19 protein-coding genes are annotated in these 21563 nt (G+C 56.8%); 6 read left to right on the forward strand and 13 right to left on the reverse strand.

Annotated elements, in window-relative coordinates; translation table 11 throughout:
• The first annotated feature begins 45 nt into the window (after positions 1-45).
• The 4 genes from QEP11_RS02465 (at position 46) to QEP11_RS02480 (ending at position 6652) form a co-directional block, all read left to right on the forward strand.
• Positions 46-1080: a bifunctional riboflavin kinase/FAD synthetase gene (locus QEP11_RS02465; RefSeq protein ID WP_284334989.1), complete on the forward strand. Its 1035-nt coding sequence runs from the start codon at positions 46-48 to the stop codon at positions 1078-1080.
• Positions 1081-1182: 102 nt separating this feature from the next.
• A complete protein-coding gene (gene ileS, locus QEP11_RS02470; RefSeq protein WP_284334990.1) occupies positions 1183-4038 on the forward strand; it encodes an isoleucine--tRNA ligase in 2856 nt (951 codons plus the stop codon).
• A gap of 138 nt (positions 4039-4176) precedes the next feature.
• Positions 4177-4698, forward strand: a complete 522-nt coding sequence (gene lspA / locus QEP11_RS02475; RefSeq protein WP_284334991.1) for a signal peptidase II — start codon at positions 4177-4179, stop codon at positions 4696-4698.
• 301 nt (positions 4699-4999) lie between these two features.
• A complete protein-coding gene (locus tag QEP11_RS02480; protein ID WP_284334992.1) occupies positions 5000-6652 on the forward strand; it encodes a Na/Pi cotransporter family protein in 1653 nt (550 codons plus the stop codon).
• A 68-nt stretch (positions 6653-6720) separates the two neighbouring features.
• Here QEP11_RS02480 and QEP11_RS02485 read toward each other — a convergent pair whose 3' ends face one another.
• Positions 6721-7524, reverse strand: a complete 804-nt coding sequence (locus tag QEP11_RS02485) for an NUDIX hydrolase (protein ID WP_284334993.1) — start codon at positions 7522-7524, stop codon at positions 6721-6723.
• Positions 7525-7542: 18 nt separating this feature from the next.
• Positions 7543-8535 (reverse strand): quinone oxidoreductase family protein, encoded by a 993-nt coding sequence (locus QEP11_RS02490; protein ID WP_284334994.1) that lies wholly within the window; start codon positions 8533-8535, stop codon positions 7543-7545.
• A gap of 99 nt (positions 8536-8634) precedes the next feature.
• Here QEP11_RS02490 and QEP11_RS02495 point away from each other — a divergent pair, with 99 nt between their 5' ends.
• Complete coding sequence (locus tag QEP11_RS02495) at positions 8635-9546, forward strand: DMT family transporter (protein ID WP_284334995.1); 912 nt, start codon at positions 8635-8637, stop codon at positions 9544-9546.
• Positions 9547-9605: 59 nt separating this feature from the next.
• On the opposite strand, the gene QEP11_RS02500 is transcribed toward QEP11_RS02495, so the two are convergent.
• The 5 genes from QEP11_RS02500 to QEP11_RS02520 all read right to left on the reverse strand — a co-directional run bounded on the left by QEP11_RS02500 (position 9606) and on the right by QEP11_RS02520 (position 15087).
• Entirely contained in the window at positions 9606-10403 is a 798-nt protein-coding gene (locus tag QEP11_RS02500; protein WP_284334996.1) for an SDR family oxidoreductase, read from the reverse strand.
• Positions 10404-10417: 14 nt separating this feature from the next.
• The gene (locus tag QEP11_RS02505; RefSeq protein ID WP_284334998.1) at positions 10418-11356 is read right to left on the reverse strand and encodes a DMT family transporter; all 939 of its coding nucleotides are present in this window, start codon (positions 11354-11356) and stop codon (positions 10418-10420) included.
• 43 nt (positions 11357-11399) lie between these two features.
• Positions 11400-12713, reverse strand: a complete 1314-nt coding sequence (locus tag QEP11_RS02510) for a DUF3422 family protein (RefSeq protein WP_284334999.1) — start codon at positions 12711-12713, stop codon at positions 11400-11402.
• A 351-nt stretch (positions 12714-13064) separates the two neighbouring features.
• Positions 13065-14576 (reverse strand): tripartite tricarboxylate transporter permease, encoded by a 1512-nt coding sequence (locus tag QEP11_RS02515; protein WP_284335001.1) that lies wholly within the window; start codon positions 14574-14576, stop codon positions 13065-13067.
• Positions 14577-14598: 22 nt separating this feature from the next.
• The gene (locus tag QEP11_RS02520) at positions 14599-15087 is read right to left on the reverse strand and encodes a tripartite tricarboxylate transporter TctB family protein (RefSeq protein WP_284335002.1); all 489 of its coding nucleotides are present in this window, start codon (positions 15085-15087) and stop codon (positions 14599-14601) included.
• Between the two features lie 64 nt (positions 15088-15151).
• Here QEP11_RS02520 and QEP11_RS02525 point away from each other — a divergent pair, with 64 nt between their 5' ends.
• Entirely contained in the window at positions 15152-15430 is a 279-nt protein-coding gene (locus QEP11_RS02525; protein ID WP_284335003.1) for a hypothetical protein, read from the forward strand.
• On the opposite strand, the gene QEP11_RS02530 is transcribed toward QEP11_RS02525, so the two are convergent.
• From QEP11_RS02530 to QEP11_RS02555, 6 genes are all read right to left on the reverse strand, one after another.
• A complete protein-coding gene (locus tag QEP11_RS02530; RefSeq protein WP_284335004.1) occupies positions 15402-17210 on the reverse strand; it encodes a type IV pilus assembly ATPase TfpB in 1809 nt (602 codons plus the stop codon). The genes QEP11_RS02525 and QEP11_RS02530 overlap by 29 nt on opposite strands.
• Before the next feature lie 47 nt (positions 17211-17257).
• Entirely contained in the window at positions 17258-18004 is a 747-nt protein-coding gene (locus QEP11_RS02535; protein WP_284335201.1) for a class I SAM-dependent methyltransferase, read from the reverse strand.
• Positions 18005-18068: 64 nt separating this feature from the next.
• Positions 18069-18590, reverse strand: coding sequence for a DNA-deoxyinosine glycosylase (locus QEP11_RS02540; protein WP_284335005.1), 522 nt, complete (start codon positions 18588-18590; stop codon positions 18069-18071).
• Between the two features lie 98 nt (positions 18591-18688).
• Entirely contained in the window at positions 18689-19516 is an 828-nt protein-coding gene (locus QEP11_RS02545; RefSeq protein WP_284335006.1) for a TatD family hydrolase, read from the reverse strand.
• 72 nt (positions 19517-19588) lie between these two features.
• Positions 19589-20269 (reverse strand): lipoprotein-releasing ABC transporter ATP-binding protein LolD, encoded by a 681-nt coding sequence (gene lolD, locus QEP11_RS02550; RefSeq protein ID WP_284335007.1) that lies wholly within the window; start codon positions 20267-20269, stop codon positions 19589-19591.
• Entirely contained in the window at positions 20262-21515 is a 1254-nt protein-coding gene (locus QEP11_RS02555; RefSeq protein WP_284335008.1) for a lipoprotein-releasing ABC transporter permease subunit, read from the reverse strand. Before QEP11_RS02555 ends, lolD begins: the two co-directional genes overlap by 8 nt.
• Between the last annotated feature and the right edge of the window lie 48 nt (positions 21516-21563).

A 21563-nucleotide genomic window follows, 5' to 3' on the forward strand; every position in this document is an offset into this window, starting at 1 on the left:
GTCATGGGGCAGGTTTTGCAAGCTATAAAAACTTAAGCAATAGAGATGAAGATTTTTCGCGGATTCAAGCACCCGGGATTGGCTCCCAAATGCGCTGTCACGATTGGCAACTTTGATGGCGTACACCGTGGACACCAAGCCATGCTGGCTCTACTGTCCGCTGAAGCAGCGCAGCGCAGCATCCCGACCTGCGTGCTGACGTTTGAACCACATCCACGAGACTACTTTGCCGAGAAGTTCAAAAAGCCCGAATTAGCCCCGGCCCGCGTAGGCACATTGCGCGACAAGCTCTCGCAACTCAAGCTCTGCGGCGTGGATCAGGTGGTCGTGCTTCCCTTTAACGAACAGCTGGCGAGTCAACCGCCAGAAACATTCATCCAAGAGGTGCTGCTCGAAGGTCTGGGTGCCAAATATGTGCTTGTGGGCGATGATTTTAAATTCGGTGCCAAACGCGCTGGCGACTATGCCATGCTGGACACTGCTGGTCAGAAGCTAGGCTTTGACGTGGCTCGCATGAACAGCTACGAGGTGCATGGCGAGCGTGTCTCCAGCACCACCGTGCGTGCGGCCCTGGCAGAAGGCAATATGGAATTGGCTGCCCAGATGCTGGGCCACCCCTACACCATCTCTGGTCACGTGGTGCATGGCCGCAAACTGGGTCGCCAGTTGGCAGAGACCACTCCCGGTGCCCTGGATGGCTTTCGCACCCTGAATTTGCGCTTCAACCACTGGAAACCCGCTGCCAGTGGCATCTTTGCCGTTCTGGTGCATGGCTTGGATGCAACACCACTGCGCGGTGTGGCCAACCTGGGGGTACGTCCCTCACTGGACCCCAATGATGTCAATGGCGGGCGGGTCTTGCTGGAGACCCATTGTCTGGATTGGCCGGCTCACCTGGGTGGCGAAGGTGCCTACGGTAAAATCATCCGCGTGGAACTTTTGCACAAACTGCATGACGAGCTGAAATACGACAGTCTGGCTGCCTTGACCCAGGGTATCGCCAAAGACTGCGATGACGCGCGCGCGTTCTTCGCTTCGTATACCGAAACCCGTCGCCAAACCACGCGCGACCGAATTTGACGCTCGCCTTCGTCAGCTCGGGCGCCGACATTGCGCTCGGTGCTCCACCCCTGCTTTATTCGCCAGGCTGCAATCAGCTTGGCACGCCTTCAAGGTTCCCTCATGTCTGAACAGAAATCGAACAAACCCGAAGCGTCCGCCTACCGTGCGACGCTGAACATGCCTGACACCCCTTTCCCGATGCGCGGCGATCTGCCCAAGCGTGAACCCGCCTGGGCCAAGGAATGGGATGAGCAAGGTGTGTACAAAAAGCTGCGCGTGGCGCGCGCGGGTGCACCCAAGTTCATCTTGCACGATGGCCCTCCCTACGCCAACGGCAAGATCCACATCGGCCATGCCGTGAACAAAGTGCTCAAGGACATGATCGTCAAGAGCCGCCAGCTCGAAGGCTATGACGCGCTGTACGCACCGGGCTGGGACTGCCACGGCCTGCCCATCGAGAATGCCATCGAAAAGCTGCATGGCCGTAACCTGCCCCGCGACGAAATGCAGGCCAAGAGCCGCGCCTTTGCCACCGAGCAAATTGCGCAGCAAATGGTGGACTTCAAGCGCCTGGGTGTGCTGGGTGATTGGGACCATCCCTACAAGACCATGAACTACGCCAACGAGGCCGCCGAGCTGCGCGCCTTGAAGAAGGTGATGGAGCGCGGTTTTGTGTACCGTGGCTTGAAACCTGTGTACTGGTGCTTTGACTGCGCTTCCTCGCTGGCAGAGTTCGAAATCGAATACGCCGACAAGAAGAGCCAGACACTCGACGTGATGTTCCCCGCCGCCGATCCGGCGAAGCTGGCGGCAGCATTCGGCCTGCCCAGGCTGGACAAGGAAGCCTTTGTGGTCATCTGGACCACCACCGCTTGGACCATCCCTGCCAACCAGGCACTGAACGTCAACCCTGATCTGGACTACAGCCTGGTCGATACCGAGCGTGGCTTGCTGGTTCTGGCTTCTGCACTGGTTGAAAAGTGCCTGGCACGCTGGAAGATCGAAGGTACCGTGGTGGCCACTGCCAAGGGCGAGAAGCTTGACCACATGCCTTTCAAGCACCCTCTGGCCCATGTGGACAAGGGTTTCGACCGTATTTCGCCCATCTACCTGGCCGAATACGCCACTGCCGAAGACGGTACCGGTATCGTGCACTCTGCACCAGCTTATGGTGTGGATGACTTCAACTCCTGCGTCAGCAATGGCATGGAGTACAAGGACATCCTGAACCCTGTGCAAGGCAACGGTGTGTATGCAGCCGATCTGCCCATGTTTGGCGGCCAGCATATCTGGAAGGCTGTGCCCGTGATTCTGGATGCCTTGAAGGTGGCGAACCGCCTGATGGACACCACCAGCATGGAACACAGCTACCCCCATTGCTGGCGCCACAAGACGCCTGTCATCTATCGCGCTGCCGCACAGTGGTTTATCCGCATGGACGAAGGCGAAGGCGTTTTCACAGACCCCGCCCAAAAGCCTGAAAAGACGCTGCGCCAGATTGCACTGGAAGCCATCGAGCAAACCAGCTTCTACCCGGAAAATGGTCAGGATCGCCTGCGCGCCATGATTGCCGGTCGCCCAGACTGGTGTATCTCTCGCCAGCGTTCATGGGGTGTGCCGATTCCTTTCTTCCTGCATGTGGACACGGGTGCTTTGCACCCTCGCACCATGGAGATCATCGATCAGGCAGCCGCCATGATCGAAGAAGGCGGCATCGAGGCCTGGAGCCGGGTGACTGCCGAGGAAATCCTGGGGGCTGAGGAAGCCAAGAGCTACACCAAGAGCACCGACATTCTGGAAGTATGGTTCGACTCGGGCTCCACTTTCTGGCACGTGCTGCGAGGCACCCATCCTGATCACCACCACGATCAAGGTCCTGAAGCTGATCTGTATCTGGAAGGTCACGACCAACACCGCGGCTGGTTCCACTCTTCGCTGCTGCTGGCCAGCGCCATCTTTGGCCGTGCACCGTACCGCGGCCTGCTGACCCACGGTTTTACCGTGGACGGACAGGGCAAGAAGATGTCCAAGTCGGTCGGCAACACCGTGGCGCCTCAAGACGTGTCCAACAAGATGGGCGCTGAAATCATCCGTCTGTGGGTGGCTTCGACCGATTACTCCGGCGATCTGGGCATTGACGACAAGATCCTGGCCCGCGTGGTGGACAGCTACCGCCGTATCCGCAACACACTGCGTTTCCTGCTGGCCAACACCAGCGACTTCGACGTAACCACCGATGCCGTCGCTTATGACGAGCTGCTGGAGATCGACCAATACGCGCTTGCGCGTGCGGCCGAGCTGCAAAAGGACATTCTGGGCCATTACGAAGTCTATGAATTCCACCCCGTGGTCGCCAAGATCCAGCTCTTTTGCTCGGAAGACCTGGGCGGTTTCTATCTGGATGTATTGAAAGACCGTCTGTACACCAGCGCCCCCAAGAGCCAGGCTCGCCGCTCGGCACAGACTGCGCTGCACCGGATCACCCATGCGCTGCTACGCTGGATGGCACCATTCCTGTCCTTCACCGCTGAAGAAGCCTGGAAGATTTTTGGTGACAGTGATTCCATCTTCCTCGAAACCTTCTCCGATCTGCCCGAAGGCAGCCCAGCCCTGCTGACCAAGTGGAAGCGCCTGTGCGAGATCCGCAACGTGGTCAACAAGGACATCGAGGTGGTGCGTGGCACCGGTGCAGTAGGCTCATCCCTGCAAGCTGAGGTCACCCTCACCGCCGAACCTGAAGACCTGGCCTTGCTGCAAAGCCTGAAGGACGACCTGAAGTTTGTCTTCATCACCTCTTCGGCAACGGTGGTAGCCGGCGATGCGCTGACAACTTCCGTGAAAGCCAGCGAACATGCCAAGTGCGAGCGCTGCTGGCATTACCGTGAGGATGTGGGCATCAATCCTGCGCATCCGACACTGTGTGGTCGCTGCGATAGCAACCTGCACGGCGATGGTGAAGTACGCAGCAAGGCTTAAACACCGCAGCCAATCTTTCGGCGCTTCTTTCAAGGAGCGCCGAAATTGCCAGGCTGGAGCTTTGGCCCATGCTGGCAATTGGCTCCAAGCAAGGCGGTCACGCCTTCATTTTTTTCCACTTAACCGGCCACACAAGCAATGAGTTCTTCGGTTCCTCATCCCAGTGATACCTCCCGCAAGCCCGCTTATTGGCCATGGCTGGCATGGGCTTTGGTGCTGATCGTGGTCGATCAGCTCTCCAAACAATGGATTTTGAGCTTCTTCGAGCATGGAGACTGGCTGCCCGTCACCAACTTCTTCAACTTGGTGCGCGCACACAATACCGGTGCAGCCTTCTCGTTTCTGGCTAACCACGGTGGCTGGCAACGCTGGCTGTTTGTCGGCATCGGCATTGTGGCTACGGTGCTGATCGTGTGGCAGTTGCGCAAGCATCCGCAGCAGAAGTTCTTTTGCTTTGCCATCTCTTGCATTCTGGGTGGCGCTCTGGGCAATGTGATTGACCGCCTCCAGCACGGCTATGTGGTGGATTTTCTGGATTTTTACTGGGGCAGCTGGCACTATCCGGCATTCAACATTGCCGACATTGCCATCTGCGTGGGCGCAGCCAGCTTGATCCTGGACGAAATATTGCGCGCCAGACGCAGCAAAAAAGCCGGCTGACTCTTTGTTTTTGCTTCTGCCACCGCAATTTCCGGCGGCTTCTGCACACAACTTGTGCATACGGCTGCTGCGCTGGCCGCATCAACCAAGCTCGGCGACCCGGTCGATTTTTCGATGTTCAGCTTCAGGCACACTCGCCGCGTTCGGAAACAAAGGGAAAAAGCAGGCACAAAGCCTGCTTTTTTTATCTCCGTGCTCATCTGCTGTCTACTAAACGCACCCTGTCGTACGTTATTGAATGTGGCTGACGCCATGCAACAGCAGTGCAGCGTATATTCCTTAGCTCCTTTGTCGAGCATCCATGAAGCATTTACTGAATCTTTTAGCCGCTATCGCCCTTTTGGTCTGGGGCACCCAACTGGTCCGAACCGGCGTTTTACGCGTATTCGGCGCCAACCTGCGTCAATTCATCTCGCATGGGGTTAGCAACCGGCTCAAAGCAGTGCTCTCTGGCATTGGTGTTACGTCCATCGTGCAGTCCAGCACAGCAACAGCACTGATTGTTTCATCCTTCGTGGGTCAGGGCATGGTCTCGCTGACCGCCGCACTGGCAGTGATGCTGGGTGCTGATGTGGGCACGAGTGTGATGGCGGTCGTCTTTTCGCTGGACCTTTCTTGGCTCTCGCCACTGTTTATCTTTGTCGGCGTGGTGCTCTTCATTTCCCGCCAGGACACCACGGTTGGCCGTGTGGGCCGTGTCTTCATCGGTCTGGGCTTGATGCTGCTTGCACTTCGTTTGATCACCGAGTCCACCACCGTGCTGACGCAAAGCCCCATCATGCTGACACTCCTGGAGGCTTTGACCAGCGACATCACCATGGAGGTGCTGACCGGCGCCATCATTTCCATCATTTCCTACTCCAGCCTTGCCACCGTGTTGCTGGTGGCCACATTGGCTGCCTCAGGAGGCATTCCCGTGGACGTGGCCTTGGGTCTGGTCATCGGAGCCAACCTGGGCAGTGGCTTGCTGGCGGTACTCACCACCTTGAAGGCCAACGTACAGACACGCCAAGTGCCTCTGGGCAATCTGATGTTCAAGATGGTTGGTGTGGTGTTGATGATTCCATTGATCGATCCCTGGAATGAGCACATGCGAGCTTTGACCAGCGATGTGGGGTCCTTGGTGGTGCTTTTCCATCTGGCGTTCAACACAGTGGTCGCCATCGTATGTATTTTGCTGACCGGAAGAATTGCTGCATTGGTAGAAAAAATTCTGCCTGTACAAGTGGCCTCGCCCTCCACCACACGCCCACACCACCTGGATGTATCGGCACTGAGCACCCCCTCCCTGGCTATCTCCTGCGCGGCACGCGAAGCACTGCATCAGGCTGATGTGGTGGAGTCCATGCTGATCGGCCTGCAACGCGTCTGGCAAACCGATGACCAGCGTCTGGCCGAAGATTTGCGCAAGCTCGATGATGAAGTGGACGATCTGTACTCGGCCATCAAGTACTACATGACCAAGATTTCACGTGCCGAGCTGGACGAAGCCGAAGGTCGCCGCTGGACCGACATCATCAGCTTCACCATCAATATGGAGCAGGTAGGCGACCTGATTGAACGCGTGCTGGAGGACGTGGAGAATAAAAAGATCAAAAAGGGACGTCAGTTCTCGGAAGCGGGCCTGGAAGAAATCAACAGCATGCACGCGCATTTGGTTGCCAATCTGCGTCTGGCCATGAGTGTGTTCCTGAACGGCAATGTGCGTGATGCACAAAAGCTGCTGGAGGAGAAGGCACGCTTTCGTGATCTGGAGCTGGCTTACGCTGCCACCCACCTGGATCGCCTCTCTGACAACACCGTCCAGAGCATCGAGACCAGCTCGTTGCACATTGACCTGATCAGCGACCTCAAGCGCATCAACTCTCTGCTGTGCTCGGTGGCTTACCCGATCCTGGAGTCGGCAGGTGCTTTGGCTCCAAGCCGTTTGCGTGAACCTCTGGAACACCGCTAAGTACGCGCTCCATCACGTATGAAAAAAGCCGCTGAATCAGCGGCTTTTTTTCCATGCCCTCAAACGCTCTAGAGTGCCAGGTAATCGGCCAGCACCAAGGAAGCTTCGGGGGTGAACTGGCCCTGCTCCAACCACTGCAGCAATGTGACCTGGTCAATGCACTGGAACTGCTGCACCTCACCATCCCGGTTATTGGGCTCCACCCCTTCTGGCACCGTGGCACTGAACCAGTCGATACGCTCACGCATATAGGCCACACCACCTTTGACCTCATCGCTTGGACAGGCAAAGCTGACCTGCCCACCATGCTGCAACTGCTGTAGCTGGCGTACGTCCAGCCCAGCTTCTTCCTGGGTTTCGCGCGCCAGCGCACTTTCCAGCGTGTCAGTAGCAGCTACCATCCCTCCCATCAATGTGTCCCATTTATTGGGATGATTCGGCTTTTTCTTGCTTCGCTGCTGCACCCATATCCGGCCATCCGGAGACAGGCCAATCAGGTGCACTGCATGCGTGGTCACGCCCAGCACACGCACCGCACCACGCTCCACCGTGGCCACACGCTGACCTTGCGGGGTACAGACTGCAATCTGTTCATCACGCCAAGGGCCGCTGCGCCCTTTTTCCTTCAGCAACTGCGCCAAGGCATTGAGGCCAAACGTCGCATCAGGAGCCACAAAGCTCCAGGCTTCACCCAACCCAGGCGTCTTCTTGTGCGTAAAGGTAATTCGCTGCCCACGCAGAAAATCTACGTCCACGCTTTCTAAAAATCCCTGCGCCACTGTGCCAATGACCTGCCCGTTCCACAGCAGTGGCATACGGGGCTGTATGGGTGCGCGCTGTGCGTCATCGCGTAGTTTTTCCAGCCAATTCATCGTCTCTCCTAAAAAGCCTTACACGGTCAGAATCGTCGACCCCGTGGTTTGCCGTGCTTCCAAAGCTTCGTGCGCTGCACGTACATCTTCCAATGCAAAACGCTGGGTAATATGGATACCGACCTTACCGCTGGACACCACTTCAAACAAATCATCTGCCATAGCCTGTGTCGCCGAGCGACTATGGGCATAGACAAATAAACTCGGACGTGTCAGATATAGCCCCTTGGAGGCCAAGGCAGCAAGTGTGATGGGAGGCACGGGTCCTGAAGCGTTGCCAAAAGACACCATCAAGCCAAAACGGCGCAAGCAGGTGAGCGATCCCTCCCAGGTATCTTTACCCACGCTGTCATAGACCACCTTCACACCTTGCCCAGCAGTGATTTCCTGCACCTTGGCGGCAAAGTCTTCGGTGCGGTAATTGATAGCATGCGCAGCGCCATTGGCCAACGCCAATTGGCATTTTTCGTCCGTGCCTGCCGTGGCAATCAACTTCAAGCCCAGTGCTTTGGCCCACTGGCATGCAATGAGTCCCACACCACCTGCAGCCGCATGGAACAGCACATGGTCGCCCGCGTGCAAACCTTCTGCAGGTACGCATTGCTTGAGCAGGTATTGCGCTGTCAGGCCTTTGAGCATCATGCCTGCTGCGGTATCGAAGTCGATGCTGTCTGGCAACTTGCATACGTGTGTGGCAGGCATGACCCGACGCTCACAATAACTGCCGGGAGGGTTGCATGCATACGCCACACGATCACCAATTTGGAGATGACTAACACCGTCACCTACGGCCTCAACCACCCCAGCACCTTCCATACCTAGCTGCAAGGGCAACGGTAAGGCATACAGCCCAGAACGCTGATAAATATCAATAAAGTTCAAGCCCACAGCATGGTGGCGCAACAAGATTTCGCCTCTGGCGGGTTGCCCCACTTCTCGCGTCACCACAGTCAAAACATCTGCATCACCATTGCTTGTGATTTGAATAGCTTTGCTAGTGCGGATACTCATGTTCGTATGTCTCCTTTGTTGCGTTATTCGACGACAAGCTTTCTATCGTGCCATGTTCGTATCGCACCACAATGACACATGCGCGCTACCATTCCGAGGATGAGTTCCCCATTGACATTCAGCACGGTTGCCATGCTGACATTGGCACCCCTGCTTTGGGCGGGTAATGCCATCGTTGGACGACTGGTACACGACCTCATTTCCCCCTTCACCTTGAACCTGGTGCGCTGGTGCATTGCATTCATAGTACTGCTACCGCTGGCTGGGTATGTACTACGCAAAAACAGTGCCATTTGGCTATGCTGGAAGCAGTACGCCGTACTCGGCGTTCTTGGTATCGGCAGCTATAACGCCCTGCTATATCTGGCCCTTAAAACCTCGTCACCACTGAACGTGACACTGGTGGGCTCCAGCATGCCCATTTGGATGCTGGTAATTGGCCGTATCTGGTTTGGCAATACCATCAGCCCTCGACAAGCCTTAGGCGCCGTGCTGTCAGTACTCGGCGTGGCCGTTGTACTGAGCCGCGGCAATGCACAGCAACTTTTGGGATTGCAGTTGGTCCCAGGTGACTGGTTTATTTTGCTGGCCACAATTGTCTGGTCACTCTACAGCTGGCTGCTAGCACGCAGTGCACAAACCATGTCCAGTCAGTCCGAAATTCGGGGTAACTGGGCGGCTTTTCTCATGGCTCAGATGGTGTTTGGCATTGCGTGGTCTGCTCTCCTGGCCGGTGGTGAAGTGGCTGCTGGAGACTTCATCCTGCGGCCCAGTTGGACACTGGCTGCAGCCATGCTGTTCATCGTGATGGGACCTGCCATTCTTGCCTACCGCTTCTGGGGAGAAGGCGTTCGCCGTGCAGGCCCGGCTACCGCAGGCTTTTTTGGCAACCTGATTCCCTTGTTCACAGCACTGCTGTCCATCCCTTTCCTGGGCCAGATTCCGCAGCTTTACCATGCGCTGGCATTTGCACTGATCGTGGGAGGTATCGTGGTATCTTCACGCCGCTGATCGGCACTGATCCTTCATGAAAAAGGCAGCTTAAGCTGCCTTTTTTATAGCTGCATACCTCAGAAGGTGCCTCCGAACAAGCCGCCATCAGGCAAAATATTCTGCCCTGTCATATAGCCTGCTTGCTGGCTGCACAAAAACGCACAGATTGCGCCAAACTCGTCGGAATTGCCAAAGCGTTTGGCAGGAATCTGGGCCGCTTGAACGCGGCGGATATCCGCTACGTCTTTTCCACTCTTGACAGCCGCAGCCTGGTGGGTTGCGGCCAATCGGTCAGTATCGAACTTGCCTGGCAACAAGTTGTTGATGGTGACTCCTTGCGCTGCGATGCTCGAACGCGCAAGCCCCGCCACAAACCCCGTGAGTCCGCTACGTGCGCCATTGGACAAACCCAGGATATCAATCGGAGCTTTCACCGCGCTGGACGTGATGTTGACAATGCGGCCAAAACCACGCGCTGCCATGCCATCCACCGTGGCCTTCATCAGTTCAATGGGAGTGAGCATATTGCCATCCACTGCCTTGATCCAGGCCTCACGATCCCATTCACGAAAATCTCCAGTCGGAGGGCCGCCGGCATTGGTGACCACAATGTCAAAGTTTTTACCTGGGCCAGATGGCACATTGAACACTGCTTCGCGCCCCTGCGAACTGGTGATGTCGCTCGCAACGGCCAACACCTTGACCTGCGGATTAAGCGCCTGCAACTGCACGGCAGCTGCTTGCAGTGCGACCTCTCCGCGCGCGTTGATCACCACGTTCACCCCCTCTTGCACCAGCGCTTTGGCGCAGCCAAAGCCCAGGCCCTTGCTGGCACCGCACACCAAAGCCCACTTGCCTGCAATTCCCAAATCCATATTTGTCTCCTTCTTTATGGTTGCACCGCGCGAGGCTTTCGCGCCCAGCGCGTAAATACAAAAATACCCAGCACCACCAGACTGGTCCCGGCCACCATATAAGCATTGAGCTGCTCATCAAGCAACCACACGCCCATCAGAATGGTGGAAAGGGGGCCAATCATGCCGGTTTGCGCAGTCATGTCAGCGCCTATACGCTCAATGGCCATCATGACCATCAGCACAGGAGCCACCGTGCATACCGTGGCGTTGAGCACTGAAAGCCACAACACCTGCGGAGCCACCTGCATGGCCGACAAAGGCTGCGTGATGAGAAACTGCGCAATACAAAAAAAGCACGCTGCACTGGATGCCAGGCCCACCAGACGCAAGGATCCCAGGCGCTTGACCATTTCTCCGCTGTATACCATGTAGATGGCATAGCTGATGGCGCTGGCCAGCACCAGCAAAGCGCCCCACACAGCGCCAGCACCCTGCGCACCTGCCTCATGACCAAACACCAGCAGCACACCACAATAGCTCAGCAGCATGCCGACAAACTGCCCCCAGGTAATGCCACGTTTGTAGACGATCCACCCAAAGATCACCACCAAAGTGGGGTTGAGGTAGAGGATCAGGCGCTCCAGAGCCGCCGAAATATAGGCCAGCCCGGCAAAGTCGAGATAACTGGCTAGGTAGTAACCTGAAAAACCAAGGCCCATGACGCCCAGCCAATCCTTGCGGGCAAGCGCTGCTTTTCCGCGCCCTGCCCACCACGCCATCAACAAGAACACGGGTAATGCAAACAGCATGCGGTACATCAGCAGTGTGACCGCATCCACACCATAGCGGTAAGCCAGCTTCACAATGATGGCTTTGCCGCTGAATGCAATCGCGCCCAGTACGGCCAGCGTCAACCCCAGCGCAATTCCTTTCTGAGACTGCCGTACGGACAAATGCTTAACTACTGCCACTTTTCAATTCCAACCTGGCCCCATATCCAAAGCATTCGCACATTCAATGCTTGTTACCAAACAAACGATGGTGCAAACGGCGCAGCGACCACCACACGCTGAATGCCACCAAGGGGATGGCAATCGCCGCAGTGATCTCAGGTGACAAAGGCCAGCCCATTTTCTGTGCGCCCTTGGTCAGGTAAGTAATCAAGCCGGTGATGTAGTAGGTGATGGCCGCCACCGACAAGCCTTCCACTGTGGACTGCAGCTTCAACTGCATGCCTTGCCGGTCATTCATCGTGGCCAGAATCTCCTGATTGCTTTGCTGCTGTTCAATCTCGACACGGGTGCGCAGCAAATTGCTGACGCGTGAGACCCGTTGCGACAAAGCGTTTTGCCGGTGCACTGCCCATTCGCAGGTACTGCGTGCAGGTGACAAGCGTCGCTCCATGAACTCCTGCATGGTCAGCAACCCCGACAGCCGCTCTTCGCGCAAATCATGGATGCGTTTATCCACCAGCTCAAAATACGCCTTGCTGGCCGAAAAGCGGGAATGCGTGGCTGCGTATTCGCTCTCCACCTGTCCGGCCAAGCGCGTCAGCCGATCCAGCAACACAGGCTCATCGTCGCGCCCTGCTTCACGGATGGCCTGCGCCAACTCAGCCAGTTCCTTTTCCGCAGTCCCCAGCACTACCGCCGCTTTGCGTGCAGCGGGTAAACCCAGCAGTGCTGCCATTCGGTAGGTCTCTATCTCCAGCACACGCTGCACCAAACGACCCAGCCGGCGCGCACTGATATTGTCAGAAGGCTTGACCAGCATGCGTGAATATCCGTCAGCATGGATGGCGAAGTCGGTACAAACTTCGGTATGCCCCACATGCACGGCCGAACCAGCCAAAGTCTCGTCGTTGAGCATTTGCTGAACCAGGTGCTTGATGCCACGCCCTTCGCATTGTGCATCTTTGACAATCCACAAATGCACGCTGCTCAGACACTGGCCCGGCAAGTCTTCCAGCCATTGCTGTGGGACTTCTTCGATGGCGGTCACGGGCGAACGCACATCCAGCGGAGCATCAACAGCCAAAGGCACCATGAACGTCCAGGTGACAAACTCTGTGTGCAACTCCCAACGCAGGCGGAAAGCCCCGAAATCCATGCGCAGATGCGTGCAATCTTCGTCTGGCCCTGTGCGGTGATGATCGTGCATCAAGGCCGCCAGATGTGCACGACTGGCTTCGCGCTGTGCCGGATCGGTCAGCATCACCACATGCGTGATCGCAGCCGGTCCGTTGACGGGCTCCGCAGGTCGAGCATGCACCTCGTTGTGCAATACGGCGCGTAGAGGATGCTGGTTAGGCTGAGGCAGGACTGGCATAGAAAAAGCGCAAGACAAAGGCAAACAATCACGTATTGTGGGGCTTTCCCCAAGTCATGCGACCGCACAAACAAAGTAGCCCCGTATCGCAAAACTACACAACAGCGTCAAAAGCACGCACTAGACATTCCATGGAAGGCAGCCTTCGTGCCAATCCACACGCCTGCTGCCTACCGTCGTACAGCCATTCTGGTTGAAGTGCACGCACTACCACACCAAACACAGCAGACAATCCCGATACAGCCCCCGCTCCCGCAGGCTCTAAAAGGGTTCGCTCAGTAGTCCTCCTTCAGAAAAGCATAAAAAAAGCGCCCCGAAGGGCGCTTTCAATTCAGTTTAGCCAGAAGGCTTTTACTCTTCCACAAAGGCTTCTTCGCGTTTGTTCTTCACTGCAGGCAAGCACACGATGATCAACAGGATCACAGCCAAGGCCAGCATCACTGCGGAGATAGGACGTGTCACAAACACCGACCAGTCACCGCGCGACAGCAGCAGTGCACGACGCAGGTTTTCTTCCATCATTGGGCCCAGAATGAAGCCCAGCAGCAGCGGAGCGGGTTCTGTACCCAGCTTGTAGAACACATAGCCCACAAAACCGAAGATACCAACCAGCCACACGTCGAACTCGGAGTTCTTGGTGCCATATACGCCCACTGCACAGAACAGCACGATGGCAGGGAACAACCAGCGATAAGGCACAGACAGCAGCTTGATCCACATCCCAATCATGGGCAGGTTCAAAATGATCAGCATGGCATTACCAATCCACATCGAGGCGATCAAACCCCAGAACAGCTCGGGATTGCTGGTCATCACTTGAGGACCTGGCTGAATGTTGTGGATGGTCATCGCGCCCACCATCAGAGCCATCACAGCGTTCGGAGGAATGCCCAGTGTCAGCAGCGGAATGAACGATGTCTGAGAGCCTGCGTTGTTGGCCGACTCAGGCGCTGTCACGCCGCGGATATTGCCTTGACCAAAGGGCACTTCACCAGGCTGCAGCTTGGTTTTCTTTTCGATGGTGTAAGCCGCAAAAGCCGACAGCATGGCACCACCACCGGGCAAGATACCCAGCGCAGAACCCAACGCCGTACCACGCACCATGGCGGGGAACATGCGCTTCAAATCCTGACCTGTAGGCATCAGACCCTTGACCTTGGCAGTGAAGATTTCACGCTCGTCTTCAGGCTTGGACAGATTGGCAATGATTTCACCATAACCGAACACACCCATGGCGATCACGACGAAGTCGATACCATCGGTCATTTCAGGAATGTCAAAGCTATAGCGTGCCACACCAGAGTTCACGTCGGTGCCGATCATGCCGAACAGCAGACCCAGCACAATCATGCCAATCGCCTTCAGCAACGAACCCGAAGCCAGCACCACAGCACCGATCAGGCCCAGAACCATCAGCGAGAAGTACTCTGCAGGACCGAACATAAAGGCCACTTCGGTCAACGGAGGCGCAAAGGCAGCCAAGATGATGGTACCCACACAGCCAGCGAAGAAGGAGCCAATACCCGCAGCCGCCAAGGCGGGGCCTGCACGACCCTTGCGGGCCATCTGGTAGCCGTCAATCATCGTCACCACCGACGAAGACTCACCTGGCAAGTTCACCAAAATGGCAGTGGTGGAGCCGCCGTACTGGGCACCGTAGTAGATACCGGCCAGCATGATCAGCGCAGCCACAGGTGGCAGCGAATAAGTGGCGGGCAGCAACATCGCGATCGTCGCGACAGGACCCAGACCCGGCAAGATACCGATCAGCGTACCCAAGATACAGCCGATCAAGCAGTAAATCAGGTTTTGCGCTGTAAAGGCAACGCCAAAACCCATCGACAAGTGTTCAATCAATTCCACGATTCAGATCTCCTGCAGGCGTTTAACCGACGATGAAGGAAGGCCACACAGGGAACTGCAAGCTCAGCGCCCAAACGAACACCGCATAGCTACCAATGGCCAGCACAGTCGCCAGGATCAATGTTTCTTTGATGTTGGCTTCTTTGCGGGCATAGCTGGCAATCAGCACCAGTGCGTAGATTGCAACGATCAAGCCAAAGCCTGGGATTCCCAAAGCAGGCACACCCACCAGCAAAATGCCGAAAGCAAAGTTGGCAGCCAAGATGAAGAAAACTTGGCGCCAGGCCCACTTGCCTACTGGATCACCATCGCTGGGACCATTCAGAGTGGCTTTGAAAGCAATCACCGAGCCGATCAAAGCCAGGAGCACACCCAAAATCATTGGAAAGTAGCCAGGGCCCATGCGAGCACCTGTGCCGATGCTGTATTCAGTTGCGCCAATGGCAAAAGCGCCACCGACCACCAAATACATCAAACCGGCAAAAAAGTCTTTTTGACTCTTGATTTTCACGAAACGTCTCCCATGAGAGGATTTACGACGGTTCGAATTCTGTAAGCAAACTTAAGGTGAATTTATGTGGGTACCACCTACGGATAAACCGCTAGTCCCCTCCGAAACAGCCGATATCCAAGTGTTAACCCTAGGCAATCATCTGTGTAAGCAAGCGCACTGGCTGCAGCAAGATGTTGAATATCGGCGCACCACCAACACCACCAACACCACCAACACCACCAACACCACCAACACCACCAACACCACCAACACCACCAACACCACCAACACCACCAACACCAACAACACCAACAACACCAACAACGCGATATTCAGCGCAGTGGTGGTGTGGCAGCCATGACTTCAGCCAAAGTAGTCACCCCTTCAGCCACACGCAAAGCGCCGGAAACACGCAATGGCCGCATGCCGTCCTGTACAGCTTGGCGACGTAATACATCCATGGAAGGGCTTGCGTTGATATGCTGCTGCAAGGCATCGCTGCTGATCAGCAGCTCATACAAACCCATACGCCCCTTGAATCCAGTCATACGGCATGCTTCACAGCCTACGGCTTGATAGGGTTTGTAATTGCCGTTGAACTTCCAAGGACGCATCACCTCGGCAAGCGCCTGTGCAGTTGTCTGCTCATCTGGCTGTTTGCACAGTGGGCACAGCACGCGAACCAGACGCTGCGCCAAGATACCCAACAAAGTTGCGTTGAGCAGATATGGAGGCACGCCCAGTTCCATCAAACGGCTCACTGCGCTGGGCGCATCATTGGTATGCAAGGTTGAAAACACCAGGTGCCCGGTCAGCGCCGCTTGCACTGCCATCTCCGCTGTGGCGGTATCCCGGATTTCACCCACCATGATGATGTCCGGGTCCTGACGCATCAATGCCCGCAAGCCCTCGGTAAAGCCGAAGTCCAGCAGCGGTTGCACCTGGGTTTGATTGAATGCCGGCTCAATCATCTCGATGGGGTCTTCCACCGTGCTGACGTTGACTTCTTCAGTGGCCACACGCTTGAGCGTGGAGTACAGCGTGGTGGTCTTGCCCGAGCCTGTGGGGCCGGTAACCAAAATGATGCCGTGCGGGCGTTGCACCAAAGCTTCCCAGCGCTGGGCATCGTGGGCCATGAAACCTAGCTGATCGAGCTGCTTGATGGTGTTATCAGGATCAAAGATACGCATCACCATCTTCTCGCCAAACGCCGTAGGCAAGGTAGAAAGACGCATTTCAATTTCTTCACCACGCGGATTGCGGGTCTTGATACGTCCGTCCAGTGGGCGGCGCTTTTCCACCACATCCATGCGCCCCAGCAGCTTGATACGCGCAATCATGGCATTGAGCACCCCCATGGGCATGCGATACACCGCATGCAATACGCCGTCTATGCGAAACCGGATCACGCCTTGCTCACGGCGTGGCTCCAGGTGGATATCGCTGGCCCGCTGGTCAAAAGCGTATTGCCACAGCCAATCGACCACGCGTATAACGCCGGTGTCATTGGCATCAAGCTGCTTGTTGGTACGCCCCAACTCCACGAGTTGTTCGAAACTGGCCGCCGAAGATGCCCCACCGTTTTTCTGTGCAGAACGTACCGAGTTCGCCAAGGCGTAGAACTCTGCGGTGCAGCGCAGAATTTCCGCTGGATTAGCCATCACGCGGCGTACGGATTTGCGGGTCTGACGCTCAACCTCAGCCACCCAGTGCACGACAAATGGCTCCGAAGTTGCCACCACGATTTCCGTGGTACCGACCTGCAAAGGGAGCACCTTGTGTCGCTGCGCATAAGGCGCACTCATGGCTTCGCCTACACGACCCACATCCACCTTGAGCGGATCAATGCGCTGGTAATCCATGCCGGTGCTGGCAGCCACAAACTCTGTCAGCGCCTCTATGTCCAATGGCGCGCCATCTCTTGCTCGCACGACCCCCACGCTAGCCAGCCGCAGCAATGGGTGCTGGCTGCTTTCCGCAGTGGCACAACGCGCTGACACCCGTTCCGCCTCGGCGGCATCGATCACGCCATCTTCACGCAACCATTGCAGCACCAGGCGCCACTCCAGCGCACATCCACTGTGGGGTCCGTCTACGGCGCGCAGGGATCGAGAGGAGGAGGGTTTGATGAAATCAGTCATGGCAGCAAGAAAAAAAGCTCCCTCTACTTTACGAGCTTCTCCTGCTCCTACTTCTGCGCCGAATCAGCCACGCGCTTGAAAACCTTGAGCCATTTGGTTGCTGGCAAATCCCAGCGCGCCTGCACAGCTTCCGACCGCAACTTCAGTTCATCCCGGGAAAGTGGTGTCGCCACACGCTGTGCCAACACAATGGTATTGCCTTCCCGCGTAGGCTTGAACGCCCAAACGTTCTCAGCACCAAAGGCCTCGCTGATCTTGTCGAGACTTCGCTGATAGCTGGAAGCACGACCAAACAGATTCACCGTCATGCAACCTTCAGGCGTCAGCATGTTTCGGCAGTCTGCATAGAACTCCACGCTGTCAAGCACCGGGGCTGCAGCATTGTGGTCATACAAATCCACCTGCAAGGCGTCCACCGCACCCTGCCAGCGTGGCTTCAAGATTTCCATGGAAGCGTCGCCCAGCACCACCTCCAGCATTTCGTTATCCGGTGGTAGTTTGAACCAGCTGCGGCAGATGTTGACCACCAATGGGTTGATCTCAATCGCCGTGGTGTGCATCTTGAGTTTTTTGTAGTGAAACTTGGTCAGTGCCGCAGCGCCCAGACCCAGCTGTACCGCTTTGCGCTTTGTCAGGCTTTCTGGTTCCACAAACAGCAGCCAGGCCATCATGCGCTGCACATATTCGAGATCAATCTCGAAGGGAGCCTTGAGCTTCATGGAACCCTGCACCCACGGCGTACCCAGGTGCAAATAGCGCGAGACACCGTCGTCCGACACGCTCACCTGAGGCATTTCCTCTTCCAGTTGCTTGCTTGAAATTTTCTTGCGTGCTGCCACAACTCCCTCTTTCTTTACGTTACAGGCCTGCCGCCTGCATTACTTCTCGCCATGCCTGGAGCTTGCGCTCGAAACTCATGGCTGCATTGGCCGGGCTGGTCGATGGCAGTTTGTAGACCTTCAGCCCCAAGCCCTGCAGTTTGGCCGCGTGCTTGAAGCTTTCCCCGCCGTTATGGGCCACAGCATGCAGTTGCGGACAACGCCGTTGCAAGGACGGAAAGTCATTCACCTGCGGCGTTCGAATCGCACTATCCAGGCTGCCCTGGCGCTCACAGCTGTCATAGACATCCCACAAACCCAGGCCACGTTCCAGCAACCACTCGCAGCGCGCCGCATAATCACTTCGATCAGGCTGCGCATGTTCTGGCCACAGGGCCGCCAAAATAGGCCACAGCTTGTTTTGCGGATGTGCGTAATACTGCTGCGCCTGCAGCGAAGCCACACCGGGGAAGCTGCCCAAAATCACCAAACGTGTGCGTGCGTCGGCCACCGGAGGCAGTCCTTGCAACCGCATCATCTTTTCTGCAAATGCCTCAGTCATGACTGGGCATTGTGCGGTCAAATCCATGCCGCTTGCCCTGGGTGGAGTTTTCATCAGTCCAGCTCGACGCACTGCGCCAGGCAGCAACCCACCCAGTCTTAATGCTTCGCCAGTGCGGGCAAACCGCGCAAGGCAGCACGAGCGTTGCGCCCAGTCGCGTCGGCCAGCGCATCGGCGCTAATGCCTCGCAGCGCCGCTACTTCCTGTGCAATACGCGGCAGCTGCGCCGGGCTGTTTCGCCCCTGCTGCTTCCCTGCTGCACGCTCCTGCGCAGTGGTGTAAATCCAGTGTGGCTGAATGTCTGGAGCGTCAGTCTCCATGACCATGCTTTCCAACGGCAGCGTGGCGGCCATCTCTCGCAGTTTTCGCGCACGCTCGTAAGTCACAGCGCCACCAAAACCGAGTTTGAAACCCAGGTCGATAAAGGTTTTGGCCTGCTGCAAGCTGCCGTTGAAAGCGTGGGCAATACCGCCTACCACCGGTGCGGCCCGCAAGGTTTTCAGCAAACGATCACTGCTTTTGCGCACATGCAAAATCACAGGCAGCTGAAACTCCTGGGCCACCTGAATTTGCTGCTCGTAAAACCAGATCTGCTTGTCTGCATCCAGCCCCGGCACAAAAAAGTCCAGCCCGATCTCCCCCACCGCCACCAGATGGGGGTCATCCTTGACCTCGGCCAGCAACTCCCGCAATGCCGTGATATCTGCCTCTTGCGCATGCGGTGTGTACAAGGGGTGGATGCCCAGCGCGTAGCTGTCTTTGTGACGATGTGCCAGCGCAATGACTTCGCGCCAGTGTGTGCGCTGCACAGCCGGAATGACGATATGGTCCACACCCGCCGCACGCGCATCGGCTCGCACTTGCGCGCGATCTGCACTGAACTCTGCAGCATCCAGGTGGCAGTGGGTGTCAATCCAGACAGTCATGTTCAGACCCCTTAGCTTGCTGGCTTGGCAACGCGGCTGACAGTGCGCCAACACCAGTCCACGATCGCCTGCTTACTCTGACAAGCGCCCTTTGACCAGACGCACCACGCGGTCACATTTGGCGGCCAGGCTTTCGTCGTGCGTGACCATGACAAAAGCCGTACCCTGTGTGCGCGCCAGCTCCAGCATCAACGCAAACACACCATCTGCGGTGCTGCGATCCAGGTTTCCGGTCGGCTCATCAGCCAGCACGCAGGCCGGCTGTGTGACCAGCGCCCGCGCAATTGCCACCCGCTGTCGCTCGCCCCCGGACAACTCCGCCGGGCGGTGCGCCATGCGTGCGCTCAAGCCCACTGCGGCCAGTATGCGCGCTGCTTGTTCACTCGCCTGCTCCTTGCTTTCTCGACGGATACGCAGCGGCATGGCCACATTGTCTTGGGCACTGAACTCCGGCAACAAATGGTGAAACTGGTAGATAAAACCCAGGTGCAGGTTACGCAACACGCCCTGATTCTTGGGACTGAGCGTGTGAATGGGCGCCCCCATCAAGTGCACACTGCCTTGCGTGGGCCCGTCCAGGCCACCCAGCAAATGCAGCAGCGTGCTTTTACCGGAGCCAGAGGCTCCCACAATGGCCAGCGTTTCTCCGGCATGGACCTTCAAGTCCACGTCCTGGAGCACGTGCACATTCAGGTGCCCATCTTCGAAGCGCTTGGAGAGATGGCGCGCTTCCAGAACTACTTGATCACTCATAGCGCAACGCCTCCGCAGGATTGACACGGCTGGCACGCCAGCTGGGGTAAAGGGTTGCCAAAAACGCCATCACCAAGGAGATGATGGCAATGGGCACGATATCGCTGCTTTGCGGCTCACTCGGCATTTTGCTGATCAGATAAATATCTTTGGGCAAGAAACTGGCCCCCAGCATCTGCTCAATAGCAGGCACGATGACATCGATATTCAGCGCCACCAAGAGGCCTAGTGCCACGCCGGCCACCGTCCCGATCACCCCGACCATCGCACCTTGCACCATGAAGATGCCCATGATGGAGGCTGGCGAAGCGCCCAGCGTGCGCAAAATGGCAATATCAGCACGCTTGTCTGTCACCGTCATCACCAGCATCGACACCAGATTGAACGCAGCCACCGCCACGATCAAGGTCAAGATGATGAACATCATGCGTTTTTCCACCTGCACGGCAGCAAACCATGTCTTGTTTTGCTGCGTCCAGTCACGCAGATACAAAAACTCCGTGATCATGCCCGTCAGCTCCTGCGTCACACGTGGCGCTTCATGCAGGTCTTTGAGCTTCAGGCGTATACCTGTGGGACCTTCTAGGCGGAAGATGCGCTGTGCATCTTCGTAGTGCAGCATGGCCATGGAAGAGTCGTACTCGTAGTGCCCAGAGTCAAAAGTGCCTGCCACTGTCATCTGCTTGAGGCGTGGCACCACACCGGCGGGCGTCACCTGCCCACTGGGCGCGATCAGCGTCACCGTGTCACCTTCAACCACCCCCATCTGTCGCGCCAGTTCCTTGCCCAACACAATGTTGAAGCTGCCGGGCACCAGTTGCTTGAGCACTTCGGCATTGGTGGCCGCCAGATCGGTCACCTCGCCTTCACGCGCCGGATCAATGCCGCGCACCAGTGCGCCTTTCATATCTTCGCCGCGTGCAATCAGCCCTTGAGCAGCCACAAAAGGCGCTGCACCCACCACGTCAGGGTGTTGCTTGGCCTGCATCATGGTGGTGTTCACATCCATCATGGCCTGGCCATTGGGCGCGAAAATCTCAATGTGCGACACCACACTGAGCATGCGATCACGCACTTCTTTCTGGAATCCATTCATCACGCTGATCACGATGATCAAAGCGGCAACCCCCAGAGACATGCAGAGCATGGAGACCCCGGAGATGAAGGAAATAAAACCATTGCGTCGTGTGGCGCGGCCAGCGCGCGTGTAGCGCCAGCCCAAAACTAGTTCGTAGGGAATTTTCATACGTAAGCGCCATTGTGGCATTGGCAGCAGGGCAGGCTTGTCATACAA

Source organism: Comamonas halotolerans (assembly GCF_030162935.1).
Taxonomy (GTDB): domain Bacteria; phylum Pseudomonadota; class Gammaproteobacteria; order Burkholderiales; family Burkholderiaceae_C; genus Comamonas; species Comamonas halotolerans.

Excerpts from the sequence above, each read along its gene's own strand:
- QEP11_RS02465 (WP_284334989.1), top strand. The coding sequence starts at position 46 with ATGAAGATTTTTCGCGGATTCAAGCACCCGGGATTGGCTCCCAAATGC.
- ileS (WP_284334990.1), top strand. The coding sequence starts at position 1,183 with ATGTCTGAACAGAAATCGAACAAACCCGAAGCGTCCGCCTACCGTGCG.
- lspA (WP_284334991.1), top strand. The coding sequence starts at position 4,177 with ATGAGTTCTTCGGTTCCTCATCCCAGTGATACCTCCCGCAAGCCCGCT.
- QEP11_RS02480 (WP_284334992.1), top strand. The coding sequence starts at position 5,000 with ATGAAGCATTTACTGAATCTTTTAGCCGCTATCGCCCTTTTGGTCTGG.
- QEP11_RS02485 (WP_284334993.1), bottom strand. The coding sequence starts at position 7,524 with ATGAATTGGCTGGAAAAACTACGCGATGACGCACAGCGCGCACCCATA.
- QEP11_RS02490 (WP_284334994.1), bottom strand. The coding sequence starts at position 8,535 with ATGAGTATCCGCACTAGCAAAGCTATTCAAATCACAAGCAATGGTGAT.
- QEP11_RS02495 (WP_284334995.1), top strand. The coding sequence starts at position 8,635 with ATGAGTTCCCCATTGACATTCAGCACGGTTGCCATGCTGACATTGGCA.
- QEP11_RS02500 (WP_284334996.1), bottom strand. The coding sequence starts at position 10,403 with ATGGATTTGGGAATTGCAGGCAAGTGGGCTTTGGTGTGCGGTGCCAGC.
- QEP11_RS02510 (WP_284334999.1), bottom strand. The coding sequence starts at position 12,713 with ATGCCAGTCCTGCCTCAGCCTAACCAGCATCCTCTACGCGCCGTATTG.
- QEP11_RS02525 (WP_284335003.1), top strand. The coding sequence starts at position 15,152 with ATGTGGGTACCACCTACGGATAAACCGCTAGTCCCCTCCGAAACAGCC.
- QEP11_RS02530 (WP_284335004.1), bottom strand. The coding sequence starts at position 17,210 with ATGACTGATTTCATCAAACCCTCCTCCTCTCGATCCCTGCGCGCCGTA.
- QEP11_RS02535 (WP_284335201.1), bottom strand. The coding sequence starts at position 18,004 with ATGCCTCAGGTGAGCGTGTCGGACGACGGTGTCTCGCGCTATTTGCAC.
- QEP11_RS02540 (WP_284335005.1), bottom strand. The coding sequence starts at position 18,590 with ATGACTGAGGCATTTGCAGAAAAGATGATGCGGTTGCAAGGACTGCCT.
- QEP11_RS02545 (WP_284335006.1), bottom strand. The coding sequence starts at position 19,516 with ATGACTGTCTGGATTGACACCCACTGCCACCTGGATGCTGCAGAGTTC.
- lolD (WP_284335007.1), bottom strand. The coding sequence starts at position 20,269 with ATGAGTGATCAAGTAGTTCTGGAAGCGCGCCATCTCTCCAAGCGCTTC.
- QEP11_RS02555 (WP_284335008.1), bottom strand. The coding sequence starts at position 21,515 with ATGAAAATTCCCTACGAACTAGTTTTGGGCTGGCGCTACACGCGCGCT.